Annotated in this window: 25 protein-coding genes and 1 pseudogene; 8 read left to right on the top strand and 18 right to left on the bottom strand. The window is 38.3% G+C overall.

What is annotated here, in order from left to right; genetic code table 11:
* Positions 1-32: 32 nt before the first annotated feature.
* From rfbD to ACYTXL_RS33155, 16 genes and pseudogenes are all read right to left on the bottom strand, one after another.
* Positions 33-923, bottom strand: a complete 891-nt coding sequence (rfbD, locus tag ACYTXL_RS33230; RefSeq protein ID WP_461928306.1) for a dTDP-4-dehydrorhamnose reductase — start codon at positions 921-923, stop codon at positions 33-35.
* A gap of 36 nt (positions 924-959) precedes the next feature.
* Positions 960-1,505 carry a dTDP-4-dehydrorhamnose 3,5-epimerase gene (gene rfbC, locus ACYTXL_RS33225; protein ID WP_461928305.1) on the bottom strand — a complete coding sequence of 182 codons (546 nt, stop codon included), beginning with the start codon at positions 1,503-1,505 and terminating at the stop codon, positions 960-962.
* 118 nt (positions 1,506-1,623) lie between these two features.
* Positions 1,624-2,700 carry a glucose-1-phosphate thymidylyltransferase gene (locus tag ACYTXL_RS33220; protein ID WP_461928304.1) on the bottom strand — a complete coding sequence of 359 codons (1,077 nt, stop codon included), beginning with the start codon at positions 2,698-2,700 and terminating at the stop codon, positions 1,624-1,626.
* Between the two features lie 95 nt (positions 2,701-2,795).
* On the bottom strand, positions 2,796-3,890 hold the full coding sequence (locus ACYTXL_RS33215) for a glycosyltransferase family 4 protein (protein ID WP_461928303.1): 1,095 nt from the start codon (positions 3,888-3,890) through the stop codon (positions 2,796-2,798).
* A gap of 104 nt (positions 3,891-3,994) precedes the next feature.
* Positions 3,995-5,074 carry a class I SAM-dependent methyltransferase gene (locus tag ACYTXL_RS33210; protein WP_461928302.1) on the bottom strand — a complete coding sequence of 360 codons (1,080 nt, stop codon included), beginning with the start codon at positions 5,072-5,074 and terminating at the stop codon, positions 3,995-3,997.
* A gap of 119 nt (positions 5,075-5,193) precedes the next feature.
* Positions 5,194-6,450, bottom strand: a complete 1,257-nt coding sequence (locus ACYTXL_RS33205) for an FkbM family methyltransferase (protein ID WP_461928301.1) — start codon at positions 6,448-6,450, stop codon at positions 5,194-5,196.
* 215 nt (positions 6,451-6,665) lie between these two features.
* Positions 6,666-7,967, bottom strand: a complete 1,302-nt coding sequence (locus ACYTXL_RS33200) for a glycosyltransferase family 4 protein (RefSeq protein WP_461928300.1) — start codon at positions 7,965-7,967, stop codon at positions 6,666-6,668.
* A gap of 117 nt (positions 7,968-8,084) precedes the next feature.
* Entirely contained in the window at positions 8,085-9,245 is a 1,161-nt protein-coding gene (locus ACYTXL_RS33195; protein ID WP_461928299.1) for a glycosyltransferase family 4 protein, read from the bottom strand.
* A gap of 111 nt (positions 9,246-9,356) precedes the next feature.
* Entirely contained in the window at positions 9,357-10,826 is a 1,470-nt protein-coding gene (locus ACYTXL_RS33190; protein ID WP_461928298.1) for a glycosyltransferase family 4 protein, read from the bottom strand.
* A 139-nt stretch (positions 10,827-10,965) separates the two neighbouring features.
* Positions 10,966-12,123, bottom strand: a complete 1,158-nt coding sequence (locus ACYTXL_RS33185) for a glycosyltransferase (protein WP_461928297.1) — start codon at positions 12,121-12,123, stop codon at positions 10,966-10,968.
* A 58-nt stretch (positions 12,124-12,181) separates the two neighbouring features.
* Complete coding sequence (locus ACYTXL_RS33180; protein ID WP_461928296.1) at positions 12,182-13,669, bottom strand: class I SAM-dependent methyltransferase; 1,488 nt, start codon at positions 13,667-13,669, stop codon at positions 12,182-12,184.
* A 56-nt stretch (positions 13,670-13,725) separates the two neighbouring features.
* A pseudogene (locus tag ACYTXL_RS33175) lies at positions 13,726-13,803 on the bottom strand (ABC transporter ATP-binding protein); the annotation flags it as partial.
* 306 nt (positions 13,804-14,109) lie between these two features.
* Positions 14,110-14,850, bottom strand: coding sequence for an ABC transporter ATP-binding protein (locus ACYTXL_RS33170; protein ID WP_461928295.1), 741 nt, complete (start codon positions 14,848-14,850; stop codon positions 14,110-14,112).
* Positions 14,851-15,657 carry an ABC transporter permease gene (locus tag ACYTXL_RS33165; protein ID WP_461928294.1) on the bottom strand — a complete coding sequence of 269 codons (807 nt, stop codon included), beginning with the start codon at positions 15,655-15,657 and terminating at the stop codon, positions 14,851-14,853. It abuts the gene before it with no gap.
* A gap of 311 nt (positions 15,658-15,968) precedes the next feature.
* Complete coding sequence (locus ACYTXL_RS33160) at positions 15,969-16,622, bottom strand: Uma2 family endonuclease (protein WP_461928293.1); 654 nt, start codon at positions 16,620-16,622, stop codon at positions 15,969-15,971.
* 12 nt (positions 16,623-16,634) lie between these two features.
* Positions 16,635-17,369: a Uma2 family endonuclease gene (locus ACYTXL_RS33155; protein ID WP_461928292.1), complete on the bottom strand. Its 735-nt coding sequence runs from the start codon at positions 17,367-17,369 to the stop codon at positions 16,635-16,637.
* A gap of 258 nt (positions 17,370-17,627) precedes the next feature.
* On the opposite strand from ACYTXL_RS33155, the gene petP reads away from it, so the two are divergent.
* The 4 genes from petP (at position 17,628) to ACYTXL_RS33135 (ending at position 20,895) form a co-directional block, all read left to right on the top strand.
* Positions 17,628-17,819, top strand: coding sequence for a cytochrome b6f subunit PetP (gene petP, locus ACYTXL_RS33150; protein ID WP_461928291.1), 192 nt, complete (start codon positions 17,628-17,630; stop codon positions 17,817-17,819).
* Positions 17,820-17,939: 120 nt separating this feature from the next.
* Positions 17,940-19,040, top strand: a complete 1,101-nt coding sequence (locus ACYTXL_RS33145) for a Get3/ArsA fold putative tail anchor-mediating ATPase NosAFP (RefSeq protein WP_461928290.1) — start codon at positions 17,940-17,942, stop codon at positions 19,038-19,040.
* Between the two features lie 337 nt (positions 19,041-19,377).
* Positions 19,378-20,445, top strand: a complete 1,068-nt coding sequence (gene chlG / locus ACYTXL_RS33140) for a chlorophyll synthase ChlG (protein ID WP_461928289.1) — start codon at positions 19,378-19,380, stop codon at positions 20,443-20,445.
* A gap of 162 nt (positions 20,446-20,607) precedes the next feature.
* The gene (locus ACYTXL_RS33135) at positions 20,608-20,895 is read left to right on the top strand and encodes a hypothetical protein (protein WP_461928288.1); all 288 of its coding nucleotides are present in this window, start codon (positions 20,608-20,610) and stop codon (positions 20,893-20,895) included.
* A gap of 230 nt (positions 20,896-21,125) precedes the next feature.
* Here the strand turns inward: ACYTXL_RS33135 and ACYTXL_RS33130 are convergent, their stop codons facing one another.
* Positions 21,126-22,049, bottom strand: coding sequence for a nucleoside hydrolase (locus ACYTXL_RS33130; protein ID WP_461928287.1), 924 nt, complete (start codon positions 22,047-22,049; stop codon positions 21,126-21,128).
* Between the two features lie 16 nt (positions 22,050-22,065).
* Between ACYTXL_RS33130 and ACYTXL_RS33125 the strand changes: the two genes are divergently transcribed.
* On the top strand, positions 22,066-22,497 hold the full coding sequence (locus ACYTXL_RS33125) for a nucleoside deaminase (protein ID WP_461928286.1): 432 nt from the start codon (positions 22,066-22,068) through the stop codon (positions 22,495-22,497).
* Positions 22,498-22,626: 129 nt separating this feature from the next.
* On the opposite strand, the gene ACYTXL_RS33120 is transcribed toward ACYTXL_RS33125, so the two are convergent.
* On the bottom strand, positions 22,627-23,751 hold the full coding sequence (locus tag ACYTXL_RS33120; protein ID WP_461928285.1) for a metallophosphoesterase family protein: 1,125 nt from the start codon (positions 23,749-23,751) through the stop codon (positions 22,627-22,629).
* A gap of 448 nt (positions 23,752-24,199) precedes the next feature.
* Between ACYTXL_RS33120 and ACYTXL_RS33115 the strand changes: the two genes are divergently transcribed.
* The 3 genes from ACYTXL_RS33115 to ACYTXL_RS33105 are packed head-to-tail and all read left to right on the top strand — an operon-like array spanning position 24,200 to position 25,412.
* A complete protein-coding gene (locus ACYTXL_RS33115; protein WP_461928284.1) occupies positions 24,200-25,072 on the top strand; it encodes an S-methyl-5'-thioadenosine phosphorylase in 873 nt (290 codons plus the stop codon).
* Positions 25,073-25,108: 36 nt separating this feature from the next.
* On the top strand, positions 25,109-25,276 hold the full coding sequence (locus tag ACYTXL_RS33110; RefSeq protein WP_461928283.1) for a hypothetical protein: 168 nt from the start codon (positions 25,109-25,111) through the stop codon (positions 25,274-25,276).
* Positions 25,277-25,286: 10 nt separating this feature from the next.
* Positions 25,287-25,412: a hypothetical protein gene (locus tag ACYTXL_RS33105; RefSeq protein ID WP_461928282.1), complete on the top strand. Its 126-nt coding sequence runs from the start codon at positions 25,287-25,289 to the stop codon at positions 25,410-25,412.
* Positions 25,413-25,546 lie beyond the last annotated feature (134 nt).

Here is a 25,546-nt window from a genome sequence, read left to right as displayed (position 1 = left end):
TATTTAATTCTTATTCCTTAATCAACAATGCCCTATGCCCCATTCCCTATTTTCAAATCTGTGAGCATTTGTCGAAGTCTTTGTCGCCAATGGGGGGGATAAGTCCCTAAAATTGCGGAAATTTTTTCACAAGCAAGAACGGAATAGGCAGGGCGACGGGCTGGTGTGGGATATTCGGCAGTTGTAATGGGGACAATACGCTCAACTTTCAAAGGGAAGCCTAGCTGTTGGGCTTCTTCAAAAATGGCAACTGCAAAGTCATACCAGCTAGCGACGCCGCTATTAGTGTAGTGATAAGTGCCGCTAATTTTTGGAGTTAACTGGGGAATGATCTCAGCTATGACTATGGCTATATCTTGCGCCCAAGTCGGGCTACCAATTTGATCGGCGACAACACGGAGTTCTTGGCGTTCTGCACCTAGTCGCAGCATGGTTTTGACAAAGTTACTTTTACCAAAAATTCCATAAACCCAAGCAGTGCGGAGGATGAGGTGATAGGTGCAAGTTTCCCGAATTGCTTCTTCTCCAGCAAGTTTGGTTTTACCATAAACACTCAAGGGATTAGTTGTGTAAGTTTCCTGATAAGGTCTACACCCATTGCCATCAAAAACATAATCGGTCGAAATATGAATTAGAAAAGCTCCTAATTTTTGGCTTTCTTGGGCAATTATTAGGGGTGCAGTCGCATTAATAGCACTAGCAAGTTCGGCTTCGCTTTCGGCTTTGTCTACAGCAGTGTAAGCCGCAGCGTTAATGATGATTTGCGGTTGCTTGGATCTGATAACGTTGCGGAGGGTATCGGGTTGGGCAAGGTCTACTGTCGGGCGTGCTACTGAGATAATATTCCCGTAGTCTGGGAGAATTTGTTGAAGTTCCTTACCCAATTGACCATTATTACCAATTAGTAGAATTGATTTACTCATCCTGATTAGTTCTTGAACCTAATGCAATCATCAAGCTTAATCAAATATTTCAGCAGTTCTCAAAGGTTTACCTGCTTGGTCTTTAACTGATAAAATTGGTGGCAGACTCAGGGGCCAATCTATAGCTAAATCTGGATCGTTCCATAGGATTGTGCGATCGCTTTGGGGTGTGTAGTAATCTGTAGTTTTGTAGAGAACTTCAGCTATTTCTGAAAGCACGAGGAAGCCGTGAGCAAAACCTGGCGGTATCCACAGTAGGCGCTTATTCTCAGCACTGAGTTCAGAACCCACCCACTTACCAAAAGTAGGAGAGCTTTTTCTAATATCTACGGCTACGTCAAAGATAGTGCCGACAACAGCCCGGATGAGTTTACCTTGGGGTTGTTGAATTTGGTAGTGCAGCCCACGCAGGACGTTTTGTTTGGAGTAAGAGTGGTTATCTTGGACGAAGTTCGTAACAATACCTGTCTGTTGAACAAATTTTTGATCGTTGTAAGCTTCAAAAAAGAAACCGCGATCGTCTGCAAATACTTGGGGTTGAAATTGTAGAACTTCGGGAATTTTGGTATGTACAATGCTCATTAATATTATTTATAGGATGTGCCGCAGTGTTCTGATTATGAAATGAATTTTGCATTTATATTTTACAGGCACTGTGTTCAACCTTTGACGATCGCTTGTCCTCTTTTTAATCAGTAAATCACGTTAGTTCAATTTGACAGTCATCACCAATCAGAAATCGCAAGGCTTTGGGGCGACGGGGTGCAATAGTCAATTGTGCGCGTTGTCCAATCACGCTATCAATAATGCGCTGATGGATTCCGGCAATTTTAGCACTTTCTAAAATTACACTGTTTTCTAAATCGGTATCAATGAGTGTGGCATTGTTAGCAATACTACTAGAAGGGCCAATAAAGCAGTTTTTTAAATAACAATTGCTACCAATGATTACTGGTCCTCGAATTGTACAGTTAATTACTTTAGATTTTGCACCGATTTGGACTCGTCCAATAATCTGACTTTGGGCATCGACTTCGCCAACAATTGATGTTGTCAGATAGGTGTCGAGAATTAATCGGTTAGCTTCTAATAAGTCATCTTTTTTACCAGTATCTAGCCACCAACCTTGGAGATTGTAAGCTAAAACTTGCTTTTCCTGATTAATGAGGTATTGAATAGCATCAGTGATTTCTAGTTCACCTCTGCTAGAAGGTTGGATATTTGCGATCGCATCAAAGATGATGTGAGAAAAGAAATAAACCCCTACCAATGCCAAATTTGAAGGAGGAACTTTGGGTTTTTCAATTAACTGTAATACCCGTCCTGTTTCATCTACCTGAGCTACACCAAAGGCGCTAGGATTGTCAACCGAACGCAAGAGAATCAAAGCATCTGGCTGTTGTTGGCTAAATTGTTGCAGAAAGTAACGTAACTCACCTAGTTGAATCAGGTTATCGCCCAAGTACATGACAAAGGGAGAATCTCCTAAAAAGGGACGCGCGACTTGCACGGCGTGGGCAAGTCCAAGTGGTTGGTTTTGAATGATGTAGGTGATGTTTGCTCGAAAGTATTCTCCATTTCCGGTTTTCGCTTGGACTTCTGCCCCAGTTTCCGGGCTGATGATGATGCCAATATCAGTAATACCAGCAGCAACCATTTCTTCAATCCCATACCATAAAACAGGTTTATTAGCAACTGGTACAAGTTGTTTTGCTCCACTGTAGGTGAGGGGACGTAGGCGTGTACCTTTACCGCCAGAGAGAATTAATGCTTTCATCAGGATTTCGGATTAGTTATGAGTCATTAGTCAAGATAATCTGAAATCTTGACAAAATCCTAAATCCTTGCATTTAAATGGCGTTAGTTTATCTTTTATAAGTAACGGGATAAAACTTCGGCTGTTGCTTTTCCTGTTTTTTCCCAACTGAATTGTTGAGAGTGAGTGATACCTTGGTTAGAAAGGCGCGATCGCAATTCCAAATCAGTTGCAACAGCCTGCATCGCCTCTGTAATTTCTCCGGTGTTGTAGGGATTGATCAAAATAGCCGCATCGCCAGCCACTTCAGGTAAGGAGGATAGATTGGAGGTAATGACGGGAGTACCACAAGCCATTGCCTCCAGGACAGGTAAACCAAAGCCTTCCCAGAGACTGGGGAAAACAAGTGCGATCGCTTCATTGATGATTTTTGGCAATTCGCTGTAAGGAACATAGTTCAAAAACTTGACTCGATTAGTTATTCCTAGTTCTTCTGCTTGCGCTTCTAAAGTAGGGGTGTAACGCGAATCAATTGGCCCGACTAACCATAGTTCATAGTCTTTGCAGTTAGGTAATGCAGCAAAAGCACTGATGAGTCGCTGGATGTTTTTGTAGGGATCTTGGCGTCCAACGTAGAGAAAGTAGTTGCTAGTGGGGAGGTTCAGAGGGCAAAAGTGAGTGCGATCGTGTGCCAGGGGGATAGGAGTAATTTTGCTGGTGGGAATTTGGTAAAAATCGGTGATGTCTTTAGCTGTGGCTTGGGAGTTACAAATTATGTGCTGGGCTTGTTTGAGTACTTGGGGAATGTAGTAGCGATGGTATGGCGTCAGTGGGGAAAAGCGTTTGGGAAAACGTAGGGGTGTGAGGTCATGAGACATCACGACAAAGCGACAACTGCTATTAAGGGGTGCTTCTGGTAGGGGGGAGAATAAGAGGCTAGATTTGAGTTTTTTATAGATTTTTGGTAATTGAAATTGCGTCCATAAAAGCCGATCAAAATGCCCTTTTGTGCCTCGATCGGGACTTAGGTTCTCTGAAACTCGATAGCAATCAAATTCAGGATATTTTTCTGCTGTTAATAACGTAGGTTGCAGGTTTTTTAAATAGGGAAAAAGATTTTTTGCATAGTTGCTTATGCCTGTTTTTTGGCAAAAGAGAATGGATAAATTTATAATTAATTGATTAGAGTAAATATTATTTACTATATTCATTTAGAATTTTTGCTCATTTGCCTATAATGCTTGTAAAATCATGATTTTTACATAAATTATTAAAAAGTTAGAGAATACTAAGAGAACTCAATAACCGCGAATTCTTAGACAGCTTTTCTGATTATCATACCAAAAGATGTGGAAGCAAAACCATCAATTAATAATTTTAAATGTGCTTCTTGTGCTAACTCATGTACTTTACTGTTGTATGGAGGAAGATCAATAAATCTATCTAACACACGAGAACCAATATTAAAATCTAGGGGTGCTACTTGATGTCCTGCGGCAATTAGTTTTTGAGCAATTTCTTCAAAATCTTTTTTTCTAAAAAGTACTGTTCCGTAGTTGTCAATAGTTTCTTCTTCTTCTAAATAATTAAATTCTGTCGTCTGTATACTTATTCCTCCCGGAACTAGAGTCTTTAGAGAGTTTTCGATAAACAGAAGTCCATTTTGAATGCTACCTAAATGTTCTAATGCACAAGCAGACCAGCAAAAATCATATTTACCTTCTAAATAAGCAGGAATAGCATTCATGTCTACATACTTTAGACTCACATTTTTAGTAAATAGTTCTTTTGTACATAACTCAGGACGGAATATCTTTTCTAAAGAAGACATATTTTGCTTAGTTTCTATCCAACCCTGTGCTGCTGATGCTGTTGGATCTAAATCTGTAGCTGTAATGGCAATATCATAAGCAGCAAGAATACTTGGCAGAGGTTCTTCACCACAACCAAAACCTAAACCTTTACGTCCAGGAGTAAGTAAATCGTATTCATATAATGCTTGTAAAATATAGCAAAATTCCCACAGTTTTCGATGGTATACTACAGGAATCTTAATCTGTTGACACCAGTAGAAAAACCAATCTGATTCCATATCATTTTGTTGACAAGCCTTGGATTGTAAGTTGATTTTTTGTGGTGATAAATTACTGGGTATTGCCAACTGCTCGCGCAAACTGCGAGCATATTCATAGCCTAAAGTTTTAATATTAAAACGTATAGCATCTGCTGTGAAAAGTAGTCTTTCATTCAAAAAAGTAAGGTTAGGCTGTTGATTATTTGTTGTTCTCACTGTATTCAGGACTTCCTGACTTTTATAAGCAACGTTGTAATTCTTTTTGAAGAATCTTAATAGATTCCATATAGCTTTCACGATTTGCCGTATTTTATCAAACATAATTTTCGACTCGCTTTTTAGTTTGTTATATAAAGCTTAATTTTAGTCTTTTCCCAGCATTATTAATAACAAAAAACAGGTTGATTAATAGTTGAATTAACCAAGCATAGAGGAGTACCTCACTTTTGTAAAAATAACATCCAGTCTTCTTCAGGGCGTTCAGTTAGACACTGCTCAACTGTTAAGCTTTTAATTTGAGAATCGTAGTCAATATGACGTAGCTTAAAGCCAGATGTTTGAATATCTTGTATGAACATCTTAGGATCAAGACAGCGTGAACATTTAACTTCCATAATTATAGTTATATTTTTGTTTTTTCTTACAGTTTCACGCATTCCACACCAAATTATTTCTTCTGCACCTTCAGCATCTATTTTAACAAAGTCAACGTTTGACCAGTCTGTGGTGAGGCTATCAAGAGTAATTGTTTCCACTTCAACAACATTGTCTGATCCTATTGCATCTTTCACTATAGTTCCATTTATCCCTTTACCATTGGGAATAACTAATTTCACTGCTTGGCCATCCACATCTGCAATTGCTTTTTGCATTACTATCGCTTGTTTAGCAAACCCATTAATTTCTATTGTCTGCTTTAGCAATCTAGCCACTCGTGGGTTGGGTTCAACAGCTATAACAAAACCAGATGAACCAACGGCATCACCCATAAGTACAGAGTAATAACCATGATTTGCACCTATATCAATGCACTTCCATCCTCTTTTTAAAACCCTTGCCATTGCTTGTGTAATCCAAGATTCCCAATATCCATTTATAGCAAGGTGAGGCATTATGTCTGTATCTTCCGCATCGCAATAAAATATATATTTACCTAAAACCCGACATAATATAGTTTCATTACCTATATAAACTGTTTGAGACATTTTACGGCAATTTAATTCTAGTTCTGTACGTGTCAATAAAGCGATGTCTTTTATATTTATATTGGAAAAAACTTCATTCTTTTCAGATTCATTTTGTAAATCTTTTGGTAAGCTATTTTTTAATTTAGCGTACTGGTTATTCAGTAAATTGATTTTTTCCCAAAATTTTCGTAGGTGAATAAAGTTATAATTTAGTGCAACTAGAGAAGTATGTTTAGTAAAAATGACAAAAACTTCATTAGCAAAAACTGGATTATATTCATTTACGACTTTGTTTAGAAAAGCATATTCTAGATTATCCATCATGCCCTTATGGATAATAACCCATTGAAAATCATTAGATGAACTTTCTATAATTGACTCATAGGATATAAAACCTGTAAATTTCTCTTCAAATTCATCGGGTGCTACTACACTATTTCCGACTTGAATATTTTTTTGTAGAAATTCTGCTGTGTTTACCCAGTATTTATCATTGATTGGAAATGACATAATTAGCTCCTTCAATTCAGGGATTATCTTAGTTAATAGAACTTACACAATGATATCAATGAATAAGTATGGGGTTAACGTTTGATTTTTACTTTACAGACAGGTGAGGGCTTGTGTCAATTATTCTGCGGCATTGCTAGCTAATTTGAGAGTGTTAATTTACAGTCCTTCGCTCATACATATAGACTTCAATTTTTATAGTGTATGACTTCTGCTTAAATAACTAAACTATAAGCATCATATAATCTCTTAGCATAATTTTCCATATTAAAGTATCTGACTCTTTCCTTCCCTGCTTCTATGAGTTGAGCTTTCATCTGAGGATTATTGATTAGCTTTTCAATTGCCTGTCTAATATCATCAGAATTATAAGGATCTACATAAATAGCAGCGTCTCCACAAACTTCTGGTAAAGAAGCAACATTAGAAGTTATTACCGGACATCCCAAGGACATTGCTTCTAATGGTGGTAAACCAAATCCTTCATATAAGGATGGAAAAACAAAACAGAAAGCACCTTTGTATAAATATATTAAATCTTTTTTGGGTACATATTCAAGTAGTTTTACCTTTCTAGTAAATCCTCGATCAAAAATTGCTTCTAATTTACCGATTTCATCTTCCCATAACCATCCTTTTTTCCCAACAATTACTAGTTGCATATCAGTATCTAGTCCACTATACGCATCTATCAGTCTTCCAACATTTTTCTTTGGTTCTATTGCTCCGACAAAAAGAATGTACTTTTTAAACTTAAGTTTATATTTTTTCAAAAAAGTGGGAATTATATCTGCTTCAACTAAATTATAATTATCAATTATTGGTATTGGTTGATATGTTACGTGAATTTTCTCCGGTTGAATATCAAAACGATGTAAGATATCTTCCTTGGTGGTTTTTGAAACTGTTAAAATTATTTCAGAATGTTTAATAGCATTATTTATAATATTAAAAAAGAACTTTTTATCATCAAGAGTAGTATAAGGAAGTTTCAATGGTATTATATCATGAATTGTTGTAATTCTTTTTGCATTGTTTATCTTAATAGGAATAGGATAACTTGTATGCCATATATCTATTTTTTTGGGTATTCTTAATTTTGTTTGAATTGGGAACAATTTATATAAATTATTTGCTAGTTTGTAGCAGTCATAAATATTAAAAACCTTACCAGAACTTGCTAAACAGTCAAAAATAAAATCTCCATCTTGTTTGATCACAAAGTCACTGACTGGAATTTCTTTTGCTTCCTGAAAACCTTGAATAGCTGCAAAAAGAATACTCTCAGCTTGTGATTTTCTACTAGTAATAGTAGTATTTTGTCTATCAAAAAACAAAGCTTCATTTAAAACAGAGCTAATACTATTACTATAACGACTGCATAACAAATCTACGTTTACTCCCAGAGATGTTAAAGCTTTAATTAAAGTCACACCATAAGTTTTAATACCTGTCCCTTGAACCATTTCCAAATTATAGCCATCTACTAATACATTAATTCCCTGTAATTCCATCATACATTAACCTCGATACTAATTATATACACTTTCTGAATGTGGGACGAAATCAGCTAAAAGATAGATTATATAAGCCTCATAACTCTTAGACCTGACCTTGTTGATAATACTTCCGCATTAAAGAATACTTCTATAAGCTTTTAAAGTTTGTTCTGCCGTTCTTTCCCAGGAAAATAAATTTGCCCTTATTTTACCTTTATTAATTAAATCTTGTCGTAGCTGAGAATCGCTAATTACTTGCAGAATAGCTTCAGCTAATTGCATATAATCATCAGGATCAATTAGTATAGCTGCATCTCCTGTAACTTCGGGAATTGAAGAAGTATTAGAGGTAACGACAGGAGCGCCTAAAGTCATGGCTTCTAAAACTGGTAAACCAAATCCTTCGTAGTGAGAAGGATAGACAAAAACATCTGCTATTGAGTAAAATAATACTACTAATTCATTAGATAAGTAGTCGAGATGATGAATTTCATTTTTCCAAGGTGAGTTTTCAATAGCCGTGAATATTGGTTGGTAGTTCCATCCTTTTTTGCCAATCAATACTAATTGATGTTCTATTTTATATCTATTCTTTAAAAAATTAAATGCTGATATTATAGCATTGATATTTTTCCTTGGTTCTATGGTGCTGATAAAGAGTAGATATGGCCTGGAAAAATCATAGCTAGTTTGCTGTTTTAGCTCTTGGGTAATTTCGCTAGATAAGTAATTAGAATGATATTGACTAGCTAGTGGGGTTACATGGATTTTTTCTGGGTCTACTTTTAAATACTCTATAATATCTTTTTTAGAGCTTTTAGATATAGTCAAAACTAAGTCTGTCCACTGGAGACATCGTTGTACTTGTTCTAGATAATTTTTCACAACTGCATCTGTATAATTTTGATATTTTATAAAACCGAGGTCGTATATGGTCATCACTTTTAAACTATGCTTGCATGGATAAACTGAATAATTAGTCCCATGTAAAATATTAGGATAACCAAAATATTTTTCAAAATAAGATAAACTAGACTGAAATTTTAATTTTAATAACAGGTTAGTTATGCGGACTGGTAGTGGTAAAAAAAGGGATGACAGATTTTGGTTTAGACATTTAGGTACATTGAATTTACCTAAGATCCAGTTCTTAAATGATGGCTGATAGATAACTTCTAATTGAAAGTTTTCTTGCTGTTGTAAAGTATCTAAAGCAGAGATTAAATTAATAATGTAAAAAGCAACTCCACTTGGCCTATCACTTATGGGAGTTATATCTATTAAAACTTTGAACATAAACAAAACATGAAAGATAGTAATTTAACAATATCTGTTTTTAATTAGTTTTTATGATAATTAATAAGAAACTATAAGACTCCATAACTCAGAAATTATAAATAAAGGTTTTTAAAGTTTATTCCTACGATATTGCAAGAGGTGCTTCACAAAATGTCGCAAAAACTTATTAATAATTGGTAATCGGTAAGATATATCTACAGCTTTATCTATGAATTTATATCTTGCACCGCTTAAATAGTTTTTCACATCTAATTCAAAGTATGGATATTTAAGGTGTTCGCAAGATGCTAATACATATTCAAAAGGATATCCTTTACTAGGGGTTATACTGTCTATGACTTGATTAATAGCAGGTAAAGTTATATGTTCTAAATCACAATTGAGTTTAATAGTTGTAATTGCGTTGCTTCTGATTAAATCTAATATATCTGGATTTTCCAAGCACCAAATTAATTTTTGATAAAATTGTCGAGTATTATTTCTATCTTTTATATAAATTACATCATGCCGATCTTTTAAAATTTCGCTTGCTCCAGTTTTGCTAGTAATCATCACAGGAACTCCTGTAAGCATAGCTTCAATTGGTGCATATCCAAATGGTTCATCATCACTTAGTGGAAAAACCGCCATATCATAGTGACCTATCTTTTCTAGTAGATTATCTTTACTAATAAAACCATTTAAAACGAAAATATCAGTCAGATTTTGATCTTGAGTGATTTGCTTTTCTAACCAATTAACAAAATCTTTTTCTCCTCTGCCAAATAAATCTATAGTGATTTTATCTTTATATGGAGATTTAGCTATATATTTAGCTAAATTGTAAAGTATACCAACACCTTTTTTTTCTGCAATTTGACCAAAGTAGACTAACCTGAATTTATCTTGCTTTCCCTTATGTTTTAAAGATTTTATTGTTTTTTTTGGATCAGTAGATACTATATTTTCTAAATAGTTATAGGATTCATATAATTTAACCCAGTTATATATAATTGTGTTAGAATTATATCGGCCTAAATATTGACTAGAAGCAAATATTTTTTTAGAACAAGAAATCGCTGTTACTTGGGATTTTAGTTGTTTCCATTTAGAGGTGAGATTAATTATTCTACTATTCTCCTCTATAACCCCATCTATGTTTTCCATTAGATGAATCAGAACTTTAACGTTACAAGAAAGTACTGTATCTAATATACCTATTGGACCTATTCCCAAAGGGTTAAATATCCAAACTAAATTAGGCTGTTCTATTTCTATTAGCCTCCTAAGAGCAATACAGTTATGCTCAATATAACCAGCAAACGCCATTAATTTTTCATAAAAATATATGGGGTTACCTTGAAAGTGAAAATTATGTTTATCGTCGTAATATTTAACTGGAGTAAATATTCGTCTAACATCAATATGCTTAGGGTCTGGGTATCTTTGCAAATCAGGAGTATTTTCTGATGTGGCAACAACTACCTTAAAGCCTAATTCTCCATACTTTTCTGCTAATTCAAGGCAACCAAGTTCATAACCACCTCTTACATGAGGTGGAAATATGTTAGATATAAATAGGATTTTATTTTCTTGCATAAAGTTCATCCGCAAAGATATTTTGGTTCTACCGGTCCACTTATGCTAAAGCATTAAGTTCAGGATTTTATAGATAAGCTCCAAAAGCTTAAAACAAAAAAACTAAGTCTATATAAGGAACAGAGGCTATAAGACCGTTTTATTTATTATTAGACTCCATAAAGGGAGCAGTAGTTCGCATATTTCCATCAATTAACTGTTGAACTCGTGTCCAGTAGTTATCCCACAAAAAAAGATGTTCTATGATTTTTTTAGCTTTCTCTACTAACTCTCTATATTCCTCAGCAGTTAAAGAGCGCACAAACAACATTTTACTTTTTAGAGATTGAGTTTCTCTTTCTGTATATATGAATTCTTCTATTTGTAGTAGAGTCATAACTTCTTTCAATGCAAGTTGACTAGAAGAAATAGGTAAAGTATTATTCAAAATAGCTTCAATAAGTACTAACCCCAAAAGTTCACTCTGCTCAAATACTTTGTTATCGTATGTTACTGATGAGGAGTTAGCAATTAAAGCTAGAGATCGAGATACAATATTATCTCTATCAGATGATGGAACTTCACCCACAATGTCTATGTTTTTCCCTTTTATTTTGGTTTCTAAAAATTTTTTATAGCGTTTGTCTTGAGATTCTGGTCCTATGATAACTAAATGATCATTGTCAGATAAAGCATCAATAGCTATTTCAAATGCTTTATGAGGTAGAAGTCTACCTACAGATACGAATTGCCGATTTTTAGGAAATATTTTAAAAAAAGATTTTTCTAATTTCTTTTTCCAAGCACCTGCATAAACATAACCAACATTAGGAGTGTGTTTTTTGGTTCTGGAGGCAGAGTATTGAGAAATTTCTACAAATAAATGATTCGGAAGTCTGTTATATCTAATCCAGAAATCTCCTGCATTTTCTTCAAACCCAAGATTAGTAAATAGAATGATTTGATCAGGGTGGTTCACTAGCAGAATATCAAAAACTAATGGAGTTGCTAAATACTGATGTATCCATACATATTTGTATTCATGGATTGTAGATAGTATTTCTACGAAACTTTCTTGAGCAGGATCCTGGAAAGATTTTTCCCTAATAAATATGGTTTTGTCAAACAAGCTTTCAAATCTACTTTTGTCCTTGGTATAGATAAATGAAAATTCTGTCGGTGATATCAAATGACACTCTATCCCTGAATTAGCTATGGAAATAGCACAATTTCGGGTGTAAGTTTCGCCTCCTCCTGTTTGCTGAAGAGGTAATAAACTAAAAAATAAGGCTTTATCATTTTTTTCACTCTTCATCATTGTTCTAATATCACCTCTGCTAAATTGATTATTATTTATACTCGCTCAATTAACGCACTTAATTTGCTGTACCTGAAAACAAATTTTTAACAGATAACCAAACTTCTCTTAGCTTCCAAAAATTAGATTTTTTAAAGGTAGAAATTTCTTCGTTTAATGTCGCACACACTTTGTTAATTTCTGCAATTTCTGCGTTTAATTGTATAGTTATCGAATTAAGTATTGTGTTCTCCTTTTGAAACCTATGGATAATTTTATCATCAGATTCCATCGAAATTGCCCAATAAATATTTTCTGAAGAACCCATGCCTCTAAGAGGTGGAGTCTGTAATTCTTGTTTTATGTTAAAAATATTGCTTTCACAAATATTTCTGACAATTACTACAGAATGTGGTGTCAGTTTACTTCTCCACAAATCTAAGATGTAGCCCAAGTTATTGTAATCTGGCAAATCCAGGTAAAGTAAACGAATTGGCGGACATACACTATATTTGCTAATATTCTCAATTTTAGCCACCCAATCATTCTCACAAACTTTTATTTCTTGTATTTGACCTTCTATTACAAATTGAGTAGCGTCCTTAAGTATGACTCTTACTTCGGTGGTATCTTGTCCAACAAGAACCGCATTGACTCCTTGACTAGCACTGTAGACATAGAAGTTTTGAATTAATTCATATTCAAATGCAGATAATTTTTTCTCTACTCCAGATTCAACCGTAGCGAAACTAATACCAGTGGATGCTAAGGTTTGAGCTTTTTGCAATGCTTTTTCACGCTCTAGACGCTCATCCCATAAAGGGAGATAGCATGAACTTGGTTTGAAACAATTCTTGAGGTGCTGAAGATGCCCTAAAAATCCTAAGTCTTTTTTTGTTGCTGCAAGTATACCATCAATTATTGTGATTTCAGAGAAAGCTTCTTCAGTAATTACTGATTCCACAAAACGTTGTATTCCTGGTAAATGAACAAATTCATCCACGTCATCTATAAGTATTGTACCTCCCACTACTAATTTTTCGATCCATTGTTCGTAATCTGCTAAAAGTCCCTCAAAAGAGTGGTCTCCATCTAAAAAGAGTATTCTTATAGGCAGAGCTGGCCAAATTTTTGCTGCTTGAAAACTATTAGTTACTAAAGTAGTAACATTTTGATGAACATTAGCTATATTTAAGTTATTCTCAAATTCTGTGAGTGTAAATGATGAGGGAATGGCAGGAAACCAAGGTGGTGCTCCAGTGTGGGGATCAACTGCTACGACCCTCTCGCGTTGACCGTCTTGCACACCTTTAGCAAAACATATAGTTGAACGGCCTTTAAAACTACCTATTTCTAATATAAGTCCTTCTTTACAACCCCATCTTCCTAAGCCATATTGAAGTAGACATTCTTGATCAGTACCCCAGCCAAAAATGCTATTGTTTTTGATTAATTCGAGTAACGCATAGGCTTCTGGAGTAGTATGTGTTCGTTTTAGGATACTAGAAAAATAATTATCGTTTCCTAAATCATCTTGTACCTGAAATTTTGAGTAATAAGGATACATTATTTTTATTATACCTAATTTTCCTCTTTTTCAACCACCTACTTAATATTATCTCAAACTAATTTCTTTGCGGGTTGACGATATTTACCCTCTAAAACAGATAGAAGCCTTTTCTTTAAGTCATAGGAAAACTCTCACATCTGGTGAAACTCTTAATTTGGGAAAACATTAATTAAGCCTAGTAAATAAATACATCTCCTTCAAGAATACTAGGACTGAAAATTGCTATTTTTGGTAATGATTTCATTTGAAATACTTTGATTAGTAGCAAATAAAGACTTGCGATTAGCAACTTCTAGTCTAATTTTCTCCATTAATTCACCTACATTAATTTCTAATTTATTTTCTTCAGATCTAAATTAATACTCTTAAATTAGCTATTAAACATTTACAATTAGTAATGGTTTGATTTTCTAGTATAGCATTTTTCAAAAATCACTTTAGTTTTGATTAACACTTTCAAAATAAGACTTTACAACTTCATTGGATTCTCCAGATAATTTTATATTACCCTTCTGTAACCAAATTGCTTTATTACAAGACTGTTTAATAAAATCCATTGAATGAGAAACAACTAAAACAGTAGCTTTGGCATCCCAAAACTTATTCATACGTTGCTTACACTTATTCTTAAAACTCTCATCCCCCACCGATAAAACCTCATCCAAAATCAAAATATCCGGCTGTACATCAGTAGCGATAGAAAAACCTAAACGAGCAACCATACCCGAAGATAAACCCTTAACTGGAACTAAAGCATAATCCTCCAATTCTGCAAACTCCAAAATAGAATGCGCTCTTTCTTTCATCTCATTCCTAGAAAAACCTAACAACACACCATAAAGCAGAATATTGTCCATGACAGAAATTTCTGCATCAAAAACTGCTCCCAGTTCAATCAAAGGTGCAATTTGACCTCGCACTCTTACCGAACCAGTCGTTGGTTGAAGAATGCTAGAAATTATCTTTAAAAGTGTTGATTTCCCAGAGCCATTAGCCCCAATAATACCTATTTTTTCCCCCCTTTCGACCACTAAATTAATTTTGTCTAATACCAATTTCTTTGCAGGCTGGCGATATTTACCCTCAAGTACAGACAATAATGTTTTCTTTAAGTCATAAGAAAACTCCTCTTGAGTCCTTCTCCATAGCGAAACATGATCCAAACGAATTACTTCCATTTACAGTAAATCCATAAACTGATGTCGCCACAGATGAAAACAAGTCCATCCCAGGGTCAAAATAATTACGCCACTAAGTAACGCGCCCCAAATTAAACCTAAATCTGGTGGAGATCCTGATAATGTAATTTGACGCAGACTTTCAATAATCGGTGCTAATGGATTTAAACCTAAAAACTGCCTTACCTTCGGTGGAACAATAGCTGCTGGATAAAATATAGGACTACTGAGCCAAATCACAAATACAACTAACTCATAAAAATAAGGTAAATCTCTAAAAAATACGTATAAAGCGCTTACAAGAAAGCCAACTCCCGTACAAACTAAAACTAGCGCCAAAAATGGAAACAGTAGCGCCAGCACATTTACTAGGCTCTTGGAATTAAGAAAAGTCATAATCGCCAGTAAGGGCAATGTTCCTACTGAGAACTGAAATACATTTGCTGTAATCATCGATAGAGGAAAAACACTCACTGGCAGACGAATTTTATTCAGAAGTGAGCCATTGCCAACTACACTACTCAATGCTTGGGAGGTGGAAGCCGAGAAAAAATTGATGACCACCAACCCTGTAAAGGCTGCTAATACATAGTTCATTATGGAATTGCCATAATAGGATGCAAAAGTCGCGCCAAAGATAGCCGTATATAAACCAGTCATGATCAAGGGGTTCAGCAGCGACCAATATACACCTAAAAATGACCCCCGGTAGCGCACTTTCAGGTTACGCGATACCAAGACGTGCAGCAATTCCCAATACCGCCGCACCTGCAACCAAGTTGAATTATCTTTAAGCGAAATTATCATCCTTAAAAACCACCACACACCACAGACAAGTTATTCGGAAATTTTATAGTATCAGAGCGTACTTTGCCGCACTAGCCTACCATTAAAAACTTTATTTTAAAAAGCACTGTTAAACGCACAAGTTACTAGTTACGATTTTTATACTCTTAACCACACCCTACCCTGACAAGACCAGTTGATTTATCAATTTGTTCCTAGAACTCTGTGCTACAAACCAGCATGGTTAAATTATCATATAAATGTTTAAAAGTCAAATATAATCCTTTTCATGATGTCTACTCATTGGATGATCTAAGCGCTACTCTATCTACCTAACTCAAGCTCTCCGGATCAACTCCCAGCGATCGCAAATATTTTGCAAGTCTATCAGCCCGTTGACGTTCTTGTTGTAATTGTTCAGCTAACTCCGTCGGTGTTAGTAATTTCTCCCCCCTATCTAGACGATAAAATCCCAAGAATTCCCCCTCCACCGCCACTCTTAATCCTAGAGGTTGAGTGATCCCATCGGTAATTAACTGGTAAGTTTCACCCTCTAACCTATATCCCTTTAACTTTTCTTCAATCCATTCCCCCTTGGGGTCAAATAACCAATATTCTAAAATCCCTAATTGTTCATAGAGATTTTTCTTTTGCTCTTGGTCTTGTTTTTGAGTTCCTTGAGAAGTCATTTCAAATACCACCTGGGGAACTTGACCTTCCTCCCAAACTTTATAACTATCCCGACCCCCAGGCGGCACATCAAAAATTACCATCACATCTGGTGCAACTCTTAATTTGGGAAAACCTTGAGCATAGTAGAGAAATTGGTCTGCTAAAACCGTGGCTTGTCTACCGGCTAGGTATTGTTTTATTACTTCCAGTGTGGTGAGAATTGCGTAGAGATGTAAATATGATTCTGCCAATGGTTCACCGTCGGAACTGGGATATTCGATGTTAGGATTAACTATTTTGATGGTTGTAGTCATGGCTACCTTTTACTAGGGTAGGTTGTTTGGATCAATTCCTTGCGATCGCAAATACTCGGCTAATTTATCAGCCCGTTGGCGCTCTTGTTCTGCTTGTTCTCTTCGTGTCGGCACCCAACCTGCTGCGTTATACCAACGCAACCACAAACCTGTAGTCTGCTGGTAAGAACCTTGCCAAAGACCCAATCCTAGCTCTAACTCTGCCAAAAAGAAGCGGTTTTCTGGTAAGGGGATTGCTTCATAACGAGTGCCACTGAGTTGAAAGGCACGCAAATAATTTTCGTAGCGATCGTAGATAACGTAGTAGGGAACCCGTAAAATCTGTTCATATACTTCCCACTTGGTTGGGGGTCGGTTTACTTCCCGCAGTGTTTTTCCTAAGTCTTCTTGTTCTGTACCTGGTGAGAGTAATTCAACTACTAAAAATGGATCAATCCCTTCTTGCCAAATTACGTAACTTAAGCGTAGGTCTTGCTGTTGGCTAGCACTAGGTAATCCTAAAACCATGTACCAATCAGGACGCTTGTACCACAAAGGATGACGGGGATCGTAGTAAAGATTTAAGTCACTAGCAAGCAAAATTTCCTCAGATGGATAAGTCAGAGGCTGACAAGTCTCACTGAGTAAATCCGCCTGAATGCGATGAAATTCATCTGGCAAACCTGATTCTCCTACTAATTCACTGGGTAAATCATACATTGTAGGCATGGTTTCTTGTGGCGGACGGGGTGGATCTGTTTGATACATGACTACTACCTTTGTTGCTTAATTCAAGCTATCTGGATTAACTCCTAAGGATCGCAAACGTTCCGCTAATCGTTGCGATCGCTTTTCGGTGTTGCGCTGTGAGAAACATGGGTATATAAGAGTTTGGTTGTTGATTTTATTTTAAGCTGTAAGCTCAGGAGTTAGAAGTTAGAAATTTTCTCCCTGATCTCCCCTGAATTTCTAAGAGCAGAGTCACGGATTCCGCTACACTGAGACTTGGTTTATTTGAAATCAGGTATGGAAATCGGACAAAAGGTTAAAGTATTTCGTTTGCGCGATCGCGTTTCTGCCCCGGTTGTGAAAAAACTCGGACAAGTGGGTATCATCCAAGGCTACAAAGTCACCGATGGTGCTGGAATCGGTGTAGTAGTACTGTTTGAAGACAATTCTTCCACTTGGTTTTTTGAAGATGAAATCAAACCTGTGTAGTCGGAATAACTCAGAACCGGGTTTTTCTTAATATCTGAACTTGAAAGCACAGGCTCAGAGTCTTTATTGAGTGCTAAGTTGGAGTTGAAAAACAAAGGCGGTGAAAATAGGAATCAAGTAATGGCTCTAATATTGACATTTTTGGGCAAAGGCGGCACCGCTCGTACCAAAATTGCGATCGCCGCCGCCAAATTATTGGCAAGTCAAGGCAAGCGCGTACTTCTAGCAGGACATCCAGAACCGGCATTACCAATTCTGCTGGGTACTCCCATTGCTGCCGATCCCCAGGAAATTGCTCTCAATTTGCAAGCAGTCCAGTTTCAAGCATCTGTACTACTAGAACGCAACTGGGACGAAGCGAAGAAACTTGAGGCGCAATATCTCCGCACGCCTATCTTCAAAGACGTTTTTGGTCAAGAGCTGGTAGTATTGCCGGGGATGGATAGCGCTCTCGCTCTGAATGCTATCCGCGAATATGATGCTAGTGGCAAATATGATGCGATCGTCTACGATGGCACGGGTGACTCTTTAACGTTGCGAATGTTGGGTTTACCAGAATCTCTCAGTTGGTATGTGCGGCGATTTCGGCAATTGTTTGTCAACTCCGATTTGGGAAAGACGATTACGGAATCCCCCTTGATTCAACCACTAATTAGCAGCTTTTTCAATATCAACTGGACAGCAGATAACTTTTCCGCGCCCACTAATCAAGTCAATAATTTCTTAGAAAAGGGGAGAACCGCTCTTGCTGATCCCAAGCGTTTGGCTGCTTTCTTGGTGACTACAGGAGATCCCATTGAGGTAGCAAATGCTCGTTATTTGTGGGGTAGCGCTCAACAAATCGGTTTAACTGTCGGTGGTGTTCTACTTGTGTCGAGTGAGACAAACGTCAACCTGTCAGAGGAATTTATACCCCTAAGAGTGAGCGTCATTCCCGACTCGCCAACAGGTGACTGGCAACCACTGATAGATGCCCTACCCAACTTTGAAGCAGAAGCGTTACAGGCTCCTAAACCAATTGAGATAGACATCCACAATCGTCAAGTACGCTTATTTTTGCCAAGTTTTGACAAAAAGCAAGTCAAGCTCACCCAATACGGGCCAGAAGTGACAGTAGAAGCAGGAGATCAGCGACGGAATATTCCCTTACCCCCGGCTCTGAGTGGCAGACCCGTTGCTGGAGCAAAGTTTCAGAATAATTATTTGATAATTTCCTTTTAAGTTATGGGAGTGGGGAGTGGGGAATGGGGGAGTAAGAATTTTAGATTTTAGATTGAAATTTAATCCAAAATCTAAAATCCAAAATCCAAAATTGAATTGCCCAATGCCCCATTCCCAATGCCCTATTAATCATTGACGCACTCCCCCGCATGAATGAGGGGGGATTCTGGGTTCAAGCAGCAATTGCAGGTATACCCGTCTTACATTGCCTCGCCCACTGGACAACGCCCTGCCCAGGATATATATCTTACCATTAACGGCTGAATAAATTTCAGCCATCCGCTTATATCCCCCGCATAAATGACGGGGGCTTTACGCATCACAACTCGTAAATCTTATGTCAGAATCAACTCCCATTACCCCAGATCCCAATCCATCTGAGGCGCTAGACTCAGTGATAAATAATCCCAACGAGCAAGCGATGGCTCCGCCCGCCGCAGGCATCGCATCTGCCGATCGCAGCGCGAAAACTAGGCAACTGTTGGGGATGAAAGGTGCAGCGACAGGGGAAACTTCAATTTGGAAAATTCGTTTGCAGCTAATGAAGCCGATTACCTGGATTCCCCTAATTTGGGGCGTCGTCTGTGGTGCGGCTTCTTCTGGTAACTATACTTGGACACTGGAAAATGTGTTGAAGGTAGCAACCTGTATGTTATTGGCTGGGCCATTGATGACAGGTTACACCCAAATCCTCAATGATTACTACGATCGCGAAATCGATGCGATCAATGAACCCTATCGCCCGATTCCCTCTGGAGCAATTCCCCTACCCCAGGTAATTATTCAGATTTGGGTATTACTAATTGCTGGCATTAGTTTGGCATTTGTGCTAGATGTGTGGACTGGTGATGAATTCCCGACAATTACAGCGATCGCAATCATCGGTGCTTTCATCGCCTACATTTATTCTGCACCTCCCCTGAAACTCAAGCAAAACGGCTGGTTAGGCAGCTACGCCTTGGGTGCAAGCTATATTACCCTACCTTGGTCTACAGGACACGCTTTGTTTGGTGATCTCAATTCCACAATTGTAATTTTGACAATGTTTTACAGCTTGGCTGGATTGGGTATCGCCATTGTCAATGATTTTAAGAGTGTAGAAGGCGATCGTCAGCTAGGATTACAGTCATTACCCGTAATGTTTGGTATCACCACTGCGGCCTGGATTTGTGTAGTGACGATTGATGTCTTTCAAGGATTGATCGCAGCTTATCTCGTCACCATCCACGAGAATTTGTACGCAGCAATACTAGTACTGTTAATCATCCCACAAATCACCTTGCAGGATATGTATTTTCTGCGGGACCCCGTGAAGAATGATGTTAAGTACCAAGCCAGCGCCCAACCATTCCTTGTTCTAGGAATGCTCGTCACTGGTTTAGCACTGGGTCATGCTGGCGTTTAACTAATACTTCTTAGGAATTAGGAGTTAAGATACTAGCACTTACGCAAAATTCTCTCAAAAACCTGATTTGTCGTAGCGGTAATTCATAAATTACCGCTACTTCGGAACTTTTTTGCCTAAGTCCTGGATACTTCTAACTCCTAATTTGTATTAAGACATACCGTGTTTAAACTGCTATCTTTCCTGATTCATGCAATTCAACCTTTCTTAATCCCGATTTGCTTTGTCGTTGCTTGGACTGTAATTATTCTCGTTGTTTTGAATCTCTGGGCGGCGGCGCGAGATACTGTGACTACAGCCAAGCAAATGCATCAAATTCCCTGTACTGGCTGCCAATTTTTTACCGACAATTACCGTCTTAAATGTACTGTACGCCCATCTATTGCCAACACAGAAGAAGCGATCAATTGTTCTGACTATCAACCAAAGACGAATCCTTATTTGTATTAGCCTGTGGACTCTCTTGTGCCGACACTGCCAGGAAGAAAAAGCAGGAAATTGTTAGTATTCGTAACACATTGTTTATTTTTTCAAATTCTCCTGTCTGTTTATCAATTTGTTTTTGTAGTGCTTTTGTACGCCGCTTTATGATTTTTTAGTGTATTTCAAGGGTAGGAGGATTCACTAGCAATCCTTGATTATCATAAGCATGTGGGTTAGCAAGATAATCTTGAAGTTTTTTATCTTGCCCATTGCTGCAATATATAAGCATAAAAAGCCTCTTTATCTACTTTATCCATTGCATAAATTTTCCGACCACCAGTAACTACTTTAGTCCGCCCCTGACTCAGACCGGTGGTGATAATTTCAGTTTCCCATTCGCGCAACTGATAGAATTCCGGGTGTGCCAAATAAGCTGTTGCCAGCACATCCCAAAAATAATAATCTTGGGGGATAACCAGTGCATAACATTGTCCAGCTAAATCAGAGATGGGATAGTGGCGTTGTCGCCCCATTTTTTGCACTAATTCTGATGTGACTGGGACATTGTTAGTTAAATCCAAAGGACACATAATAATTTCAAGTTGGGTTTGCCATACCCGCGCTGCTGAAATTGCGTCCCAATAAACATTCCATTCGGCAGAACCATCTTGTCCTGGTTCTAAACTTTTTTCCACATTACCACTAACATTCAACGCACCCCCCATCCAAACAATTTTGTGAATCTTGGCTTCAATTTCTGGTGCTTTGTCTAAAGCCACTGCAACCGTCGTCAGCGGCCCCGTTACCATCAACGTTACGGGGCTTGATGCCTCCTGCAACAGCTTGATCATGAAATCTTGACCTGTTTCGGCAACCAGAGGCGTGATGATGGTTTCGCTTTGATTGAGAATAGGGAGATGGTCAACGATAAATGAATCACGGCGATAAAGAGTAGGAAATGGATTGATACCGCGCACAGTGCTTTCTGCAACCGAGATATGAGAAAATCCCATCAAATCGATAATTTTACGTGTGGCGCTAACAGCCGGTTGGATATAACAATCTGCTGGAGTGACGACAACACCAAGAAGTTCAATATGATCCATTGTCAACAGCAGCATAGTTGCTAGATAATCATCTACACCGCCATCGTGATCCATTAATACTAGTTGTTTTGACATAAAAGGAGAATTAATAATGAATGAGTTTATGGAAGCTGCAATTCAAGAAGCAAAACAAGGTAGACAAGAAGGTGGTATTCCTATAGGTTCGGTTCTGGTCAAGGATGGTAAAATTCTTGGCAGAGGACACAATAAACGTGTGCAAGATGGCGATCCTGTCACTCACGCGGAAATCGATTGTCTCCGCAATGCTGGGAGAGTTGGCAGCTACAGAGGTACAACACTCTATTCAACTTTAATGCCGTGTTATCTGTGCGCTGGGGCTGTGGTACAATTTGGGATTAAAAAAGTCATCGCTGGAGAATCGAGAACTTTTCCTGGTGCTAAAGAATTTATGGTATCTCACGGTGTGGAAGTAATTGATCTTAATCTTGACGAATGCGAACAAATGATGAGTAAGTTTATTGAAACTAACCCCGAACTTTGGAATGAAGATATCGGTAATTAGACGCGATTAATCGCGTCTGTACAGGAGTTTGGAGAGACGCGATTAATCGCGTCTGTACAGGAGTAGCCCTGCCAAGGTGACTTTTGATCAGAGAATTATGGCAGGGATGAAGAAGGCTACTGATCACTCCTAACCCAGCAAAAGTGTGCTGTTATTATCAATCAGGGTAAGAGTTTCACTAGGAGCTATATCTGAGTTGGGCTGCGCCAATGCATTATAGGTCTGAATGTAACGCCGCACTTCTAGCGGAAAGTTGGGGTAATCTAATACTGCATCCCCATCGGCAATAGTTGACCAAAAGTCTCGCAAACTAGGAGCTAATTTTTTGGCCTGTGATAATGGTAAGTTTAATGGAGACTGAGTTAGTAGCTTGATTAAAAAGGGGAAAGAGCGATCGCCCATCCACTCCCGCGATGACTGTTGCAAGTCGGGAAACTCCGGCACTGACTCTACCCGATGGGATAAAATTTGCAACGATTCTTTACCTTCGTTATCCCGATGAAACTCTAGCACCCGATAAGGATGAGGATAGCTAACTAAAGAACCAGTGGTAATATCATACACTCCATCTGAGTAAGCAATATCCTGAATGTGCAAATGCCCAGTAAATACTAGCTTGACTCCGTAGCGCCTCAGCAATTGCAACAGTTCTGGTGAATTCGCCAACATATAGCGATTTGCCAGTGGATGGCTCGATTGATTGGGCAAATGCTCCACTACATTATGATGCACCATCACTAGAACTAATTCATCACCAGATGCCGCCAGCACCTCTTCTAACCACCGTAGCTGTTTGGTATCCAAACACCCCACTTGCTCACCCTGTTCATTAAAAGAGTTAGAATTCAGTCCAATCAGCTTAACTCCAGGCAATAACTGACGAATGTAGTACATCTGCTGTGGATCGTCATAGCCAAACTTCGTGTAATAGTACGGAAAATCCGCAAAAGCAATTGATTGCTGCGAAGCCAACAGCACAGGAACGTCATGATTACCAGGAACAACATAGACAGGAAAAGGTAGCTGGGCTAAACATTGTTGCAACCAAGCGTGGTTCTCTGGTTCACCGTGCTGAGTTAAATCTCCTGGTAACAACAAGAAATCTAAATCGAGTTGTATTAAATGTTCTAGTACACTTTTAAATGCTGAGATGCTGACTTCCACTAGATGAAACCGACTGGGATGATCCCAGATTGTGTGGGGAAGTGCCAAGTGTAAGTCGCTAACTACCGCAAACCGAAAATTGAGAGTCATTGATTTATAAAAATGTTAAAAGCAGGGGTTAAAACAAGCCTTTTTCCAAAAGTATAACCCTTACTTTCTCTCACTGCTTAGGAATGCGTCTACTTAACATTTGTATACATTAGAACTGATGCAAAACTACACGCGCTCAGGGGCAATTCATGTAGACGAAGGCTTCCCGCAGGGTACATTGGTGTCAACTTAACGTAGAAGTTAGACTTGGCAAGCTTTCCAGGTTTGACCCTCACAAGAACAGCCCCTCTCGCAATTTTGGGAGAGGGGAGCAAATTCTCTAGTTCCCCGAATCCCAACTTGGGAGAAGGGGTTAGGGGATGAGGGCAAAACGCCTTCTCAAAGCAGATTTTTTCTTAAGTTGACACCAATGCGCAGGGTATTGCCCCTACTACTCCCCTTTTCGATAAAATAACTTAGCAGATCAGCAAGTAACAGGTTTACAATCATGGCTCAAGCTAGTATTGGGATTATTGGTGGTAGCGGTCTTTACAAAATGGACGCGCTCAAAGATGTCGAAGAGGTGCGAGTCGAGACTCCTTTTGGTTCACCATCTGATGCTTTGATTCTGGGGACTTTGGATGGTACACGGGTAGCTTTTTTGGCGCGTCATGGTCGCAATCATACGCTTTTACCCTCTGAGTTACCGTTTCGCGCTAATATTTATGCGATGAAACAATTGGGTGTGGAGTATTTAATTTCAGCTAGTGCTGTGGGTTCCTTGAAAGCAGAGGCGAAACCACTGGATATGGTGGTGCCAGATCAGTTTATTGATAGAACAAAAAATCGGATTTCAACCTTTTTCGGTGAAGGAATTGTTGCTCATATTGCTTTTGGTGATCCGATTTGTAAGAATTTGGCTGTTGTGTTGGCAGATGCGATCGCATCTCTCAATTTAGCAGAAGTTACTCTCCATCGCGGCGGTACTTATGTGTGCATGGAGGGGCCAGCTTTTTCCACAAAGGCAGAATCGAATCTTTACCGCAGTTGGGGTGCAACAATCATTGGGATGACGAATTTACCAGAGGCGAAGTTGGCAAGGGAAGCCGAAATTGCATACTCAACTTTAGCGCTGGTGACAGATTATGATTGTTGGCATCCAGACCATGACAGTGTGACGGTGGAAATGGTGATTGGTAATTTGCTGCGGAATGCTGTGAATGCTCAAAAGGTGATTCAAGAAACTGTGCGGCGCTTGAGTGAAAATCCGCCGCCGAGTGAGGCGCATTCGGCGTTGCAATATGCGATTTTGACTCAGTTGGATAAAGTACCAACGGCGACAAAGGAAAAGTTAGGGTTATTGTTGCAGAAGTATTTGTAGTATATGAATGTGCGATCGCAACCACGGGCTACGCTTATGCAGTTTCTTAGTACAGTTTTGCGTAAAAGCGTAGCGTTTTTAATGCAGGGGAACGCATTGGCATTGCAAGGCGATGCATTGGCATTGCAAAGCGATGCATTGGCATTGCAGGGGATTGCAAAATTTAATTTGCTACAAATTAATGAAATACTGTATTTAGATTAGAGCAAGTGCGATGTCTACGACGGGCTACGCCTACGCTCTGACGGGCTATGATTATAAAATTATAGAGGCGATCGCGCGATCGCTTTCGGGACTTCCAACAAATAAATTACTACTACTTGTGAGGTGGGCAACATGAGCGCCCATAGCCAAAGGCTCTCATGTCGCCATTGGTGTCAACTTACAGCAATTTTCAGGTAATTGAACCACAAACTGCGGTAGGCTGGGAAGGGAGTTATTGTTAGATCCGATGCCAATATCTTACTCAGGAGA

Source organism: Nostoc sp. (genome assembly GCF_054880495.1).
Note: the sequence above shows the minus strand (reverse complement) of the source record. Positions and strands in the feature narration are given on the sequence as shown.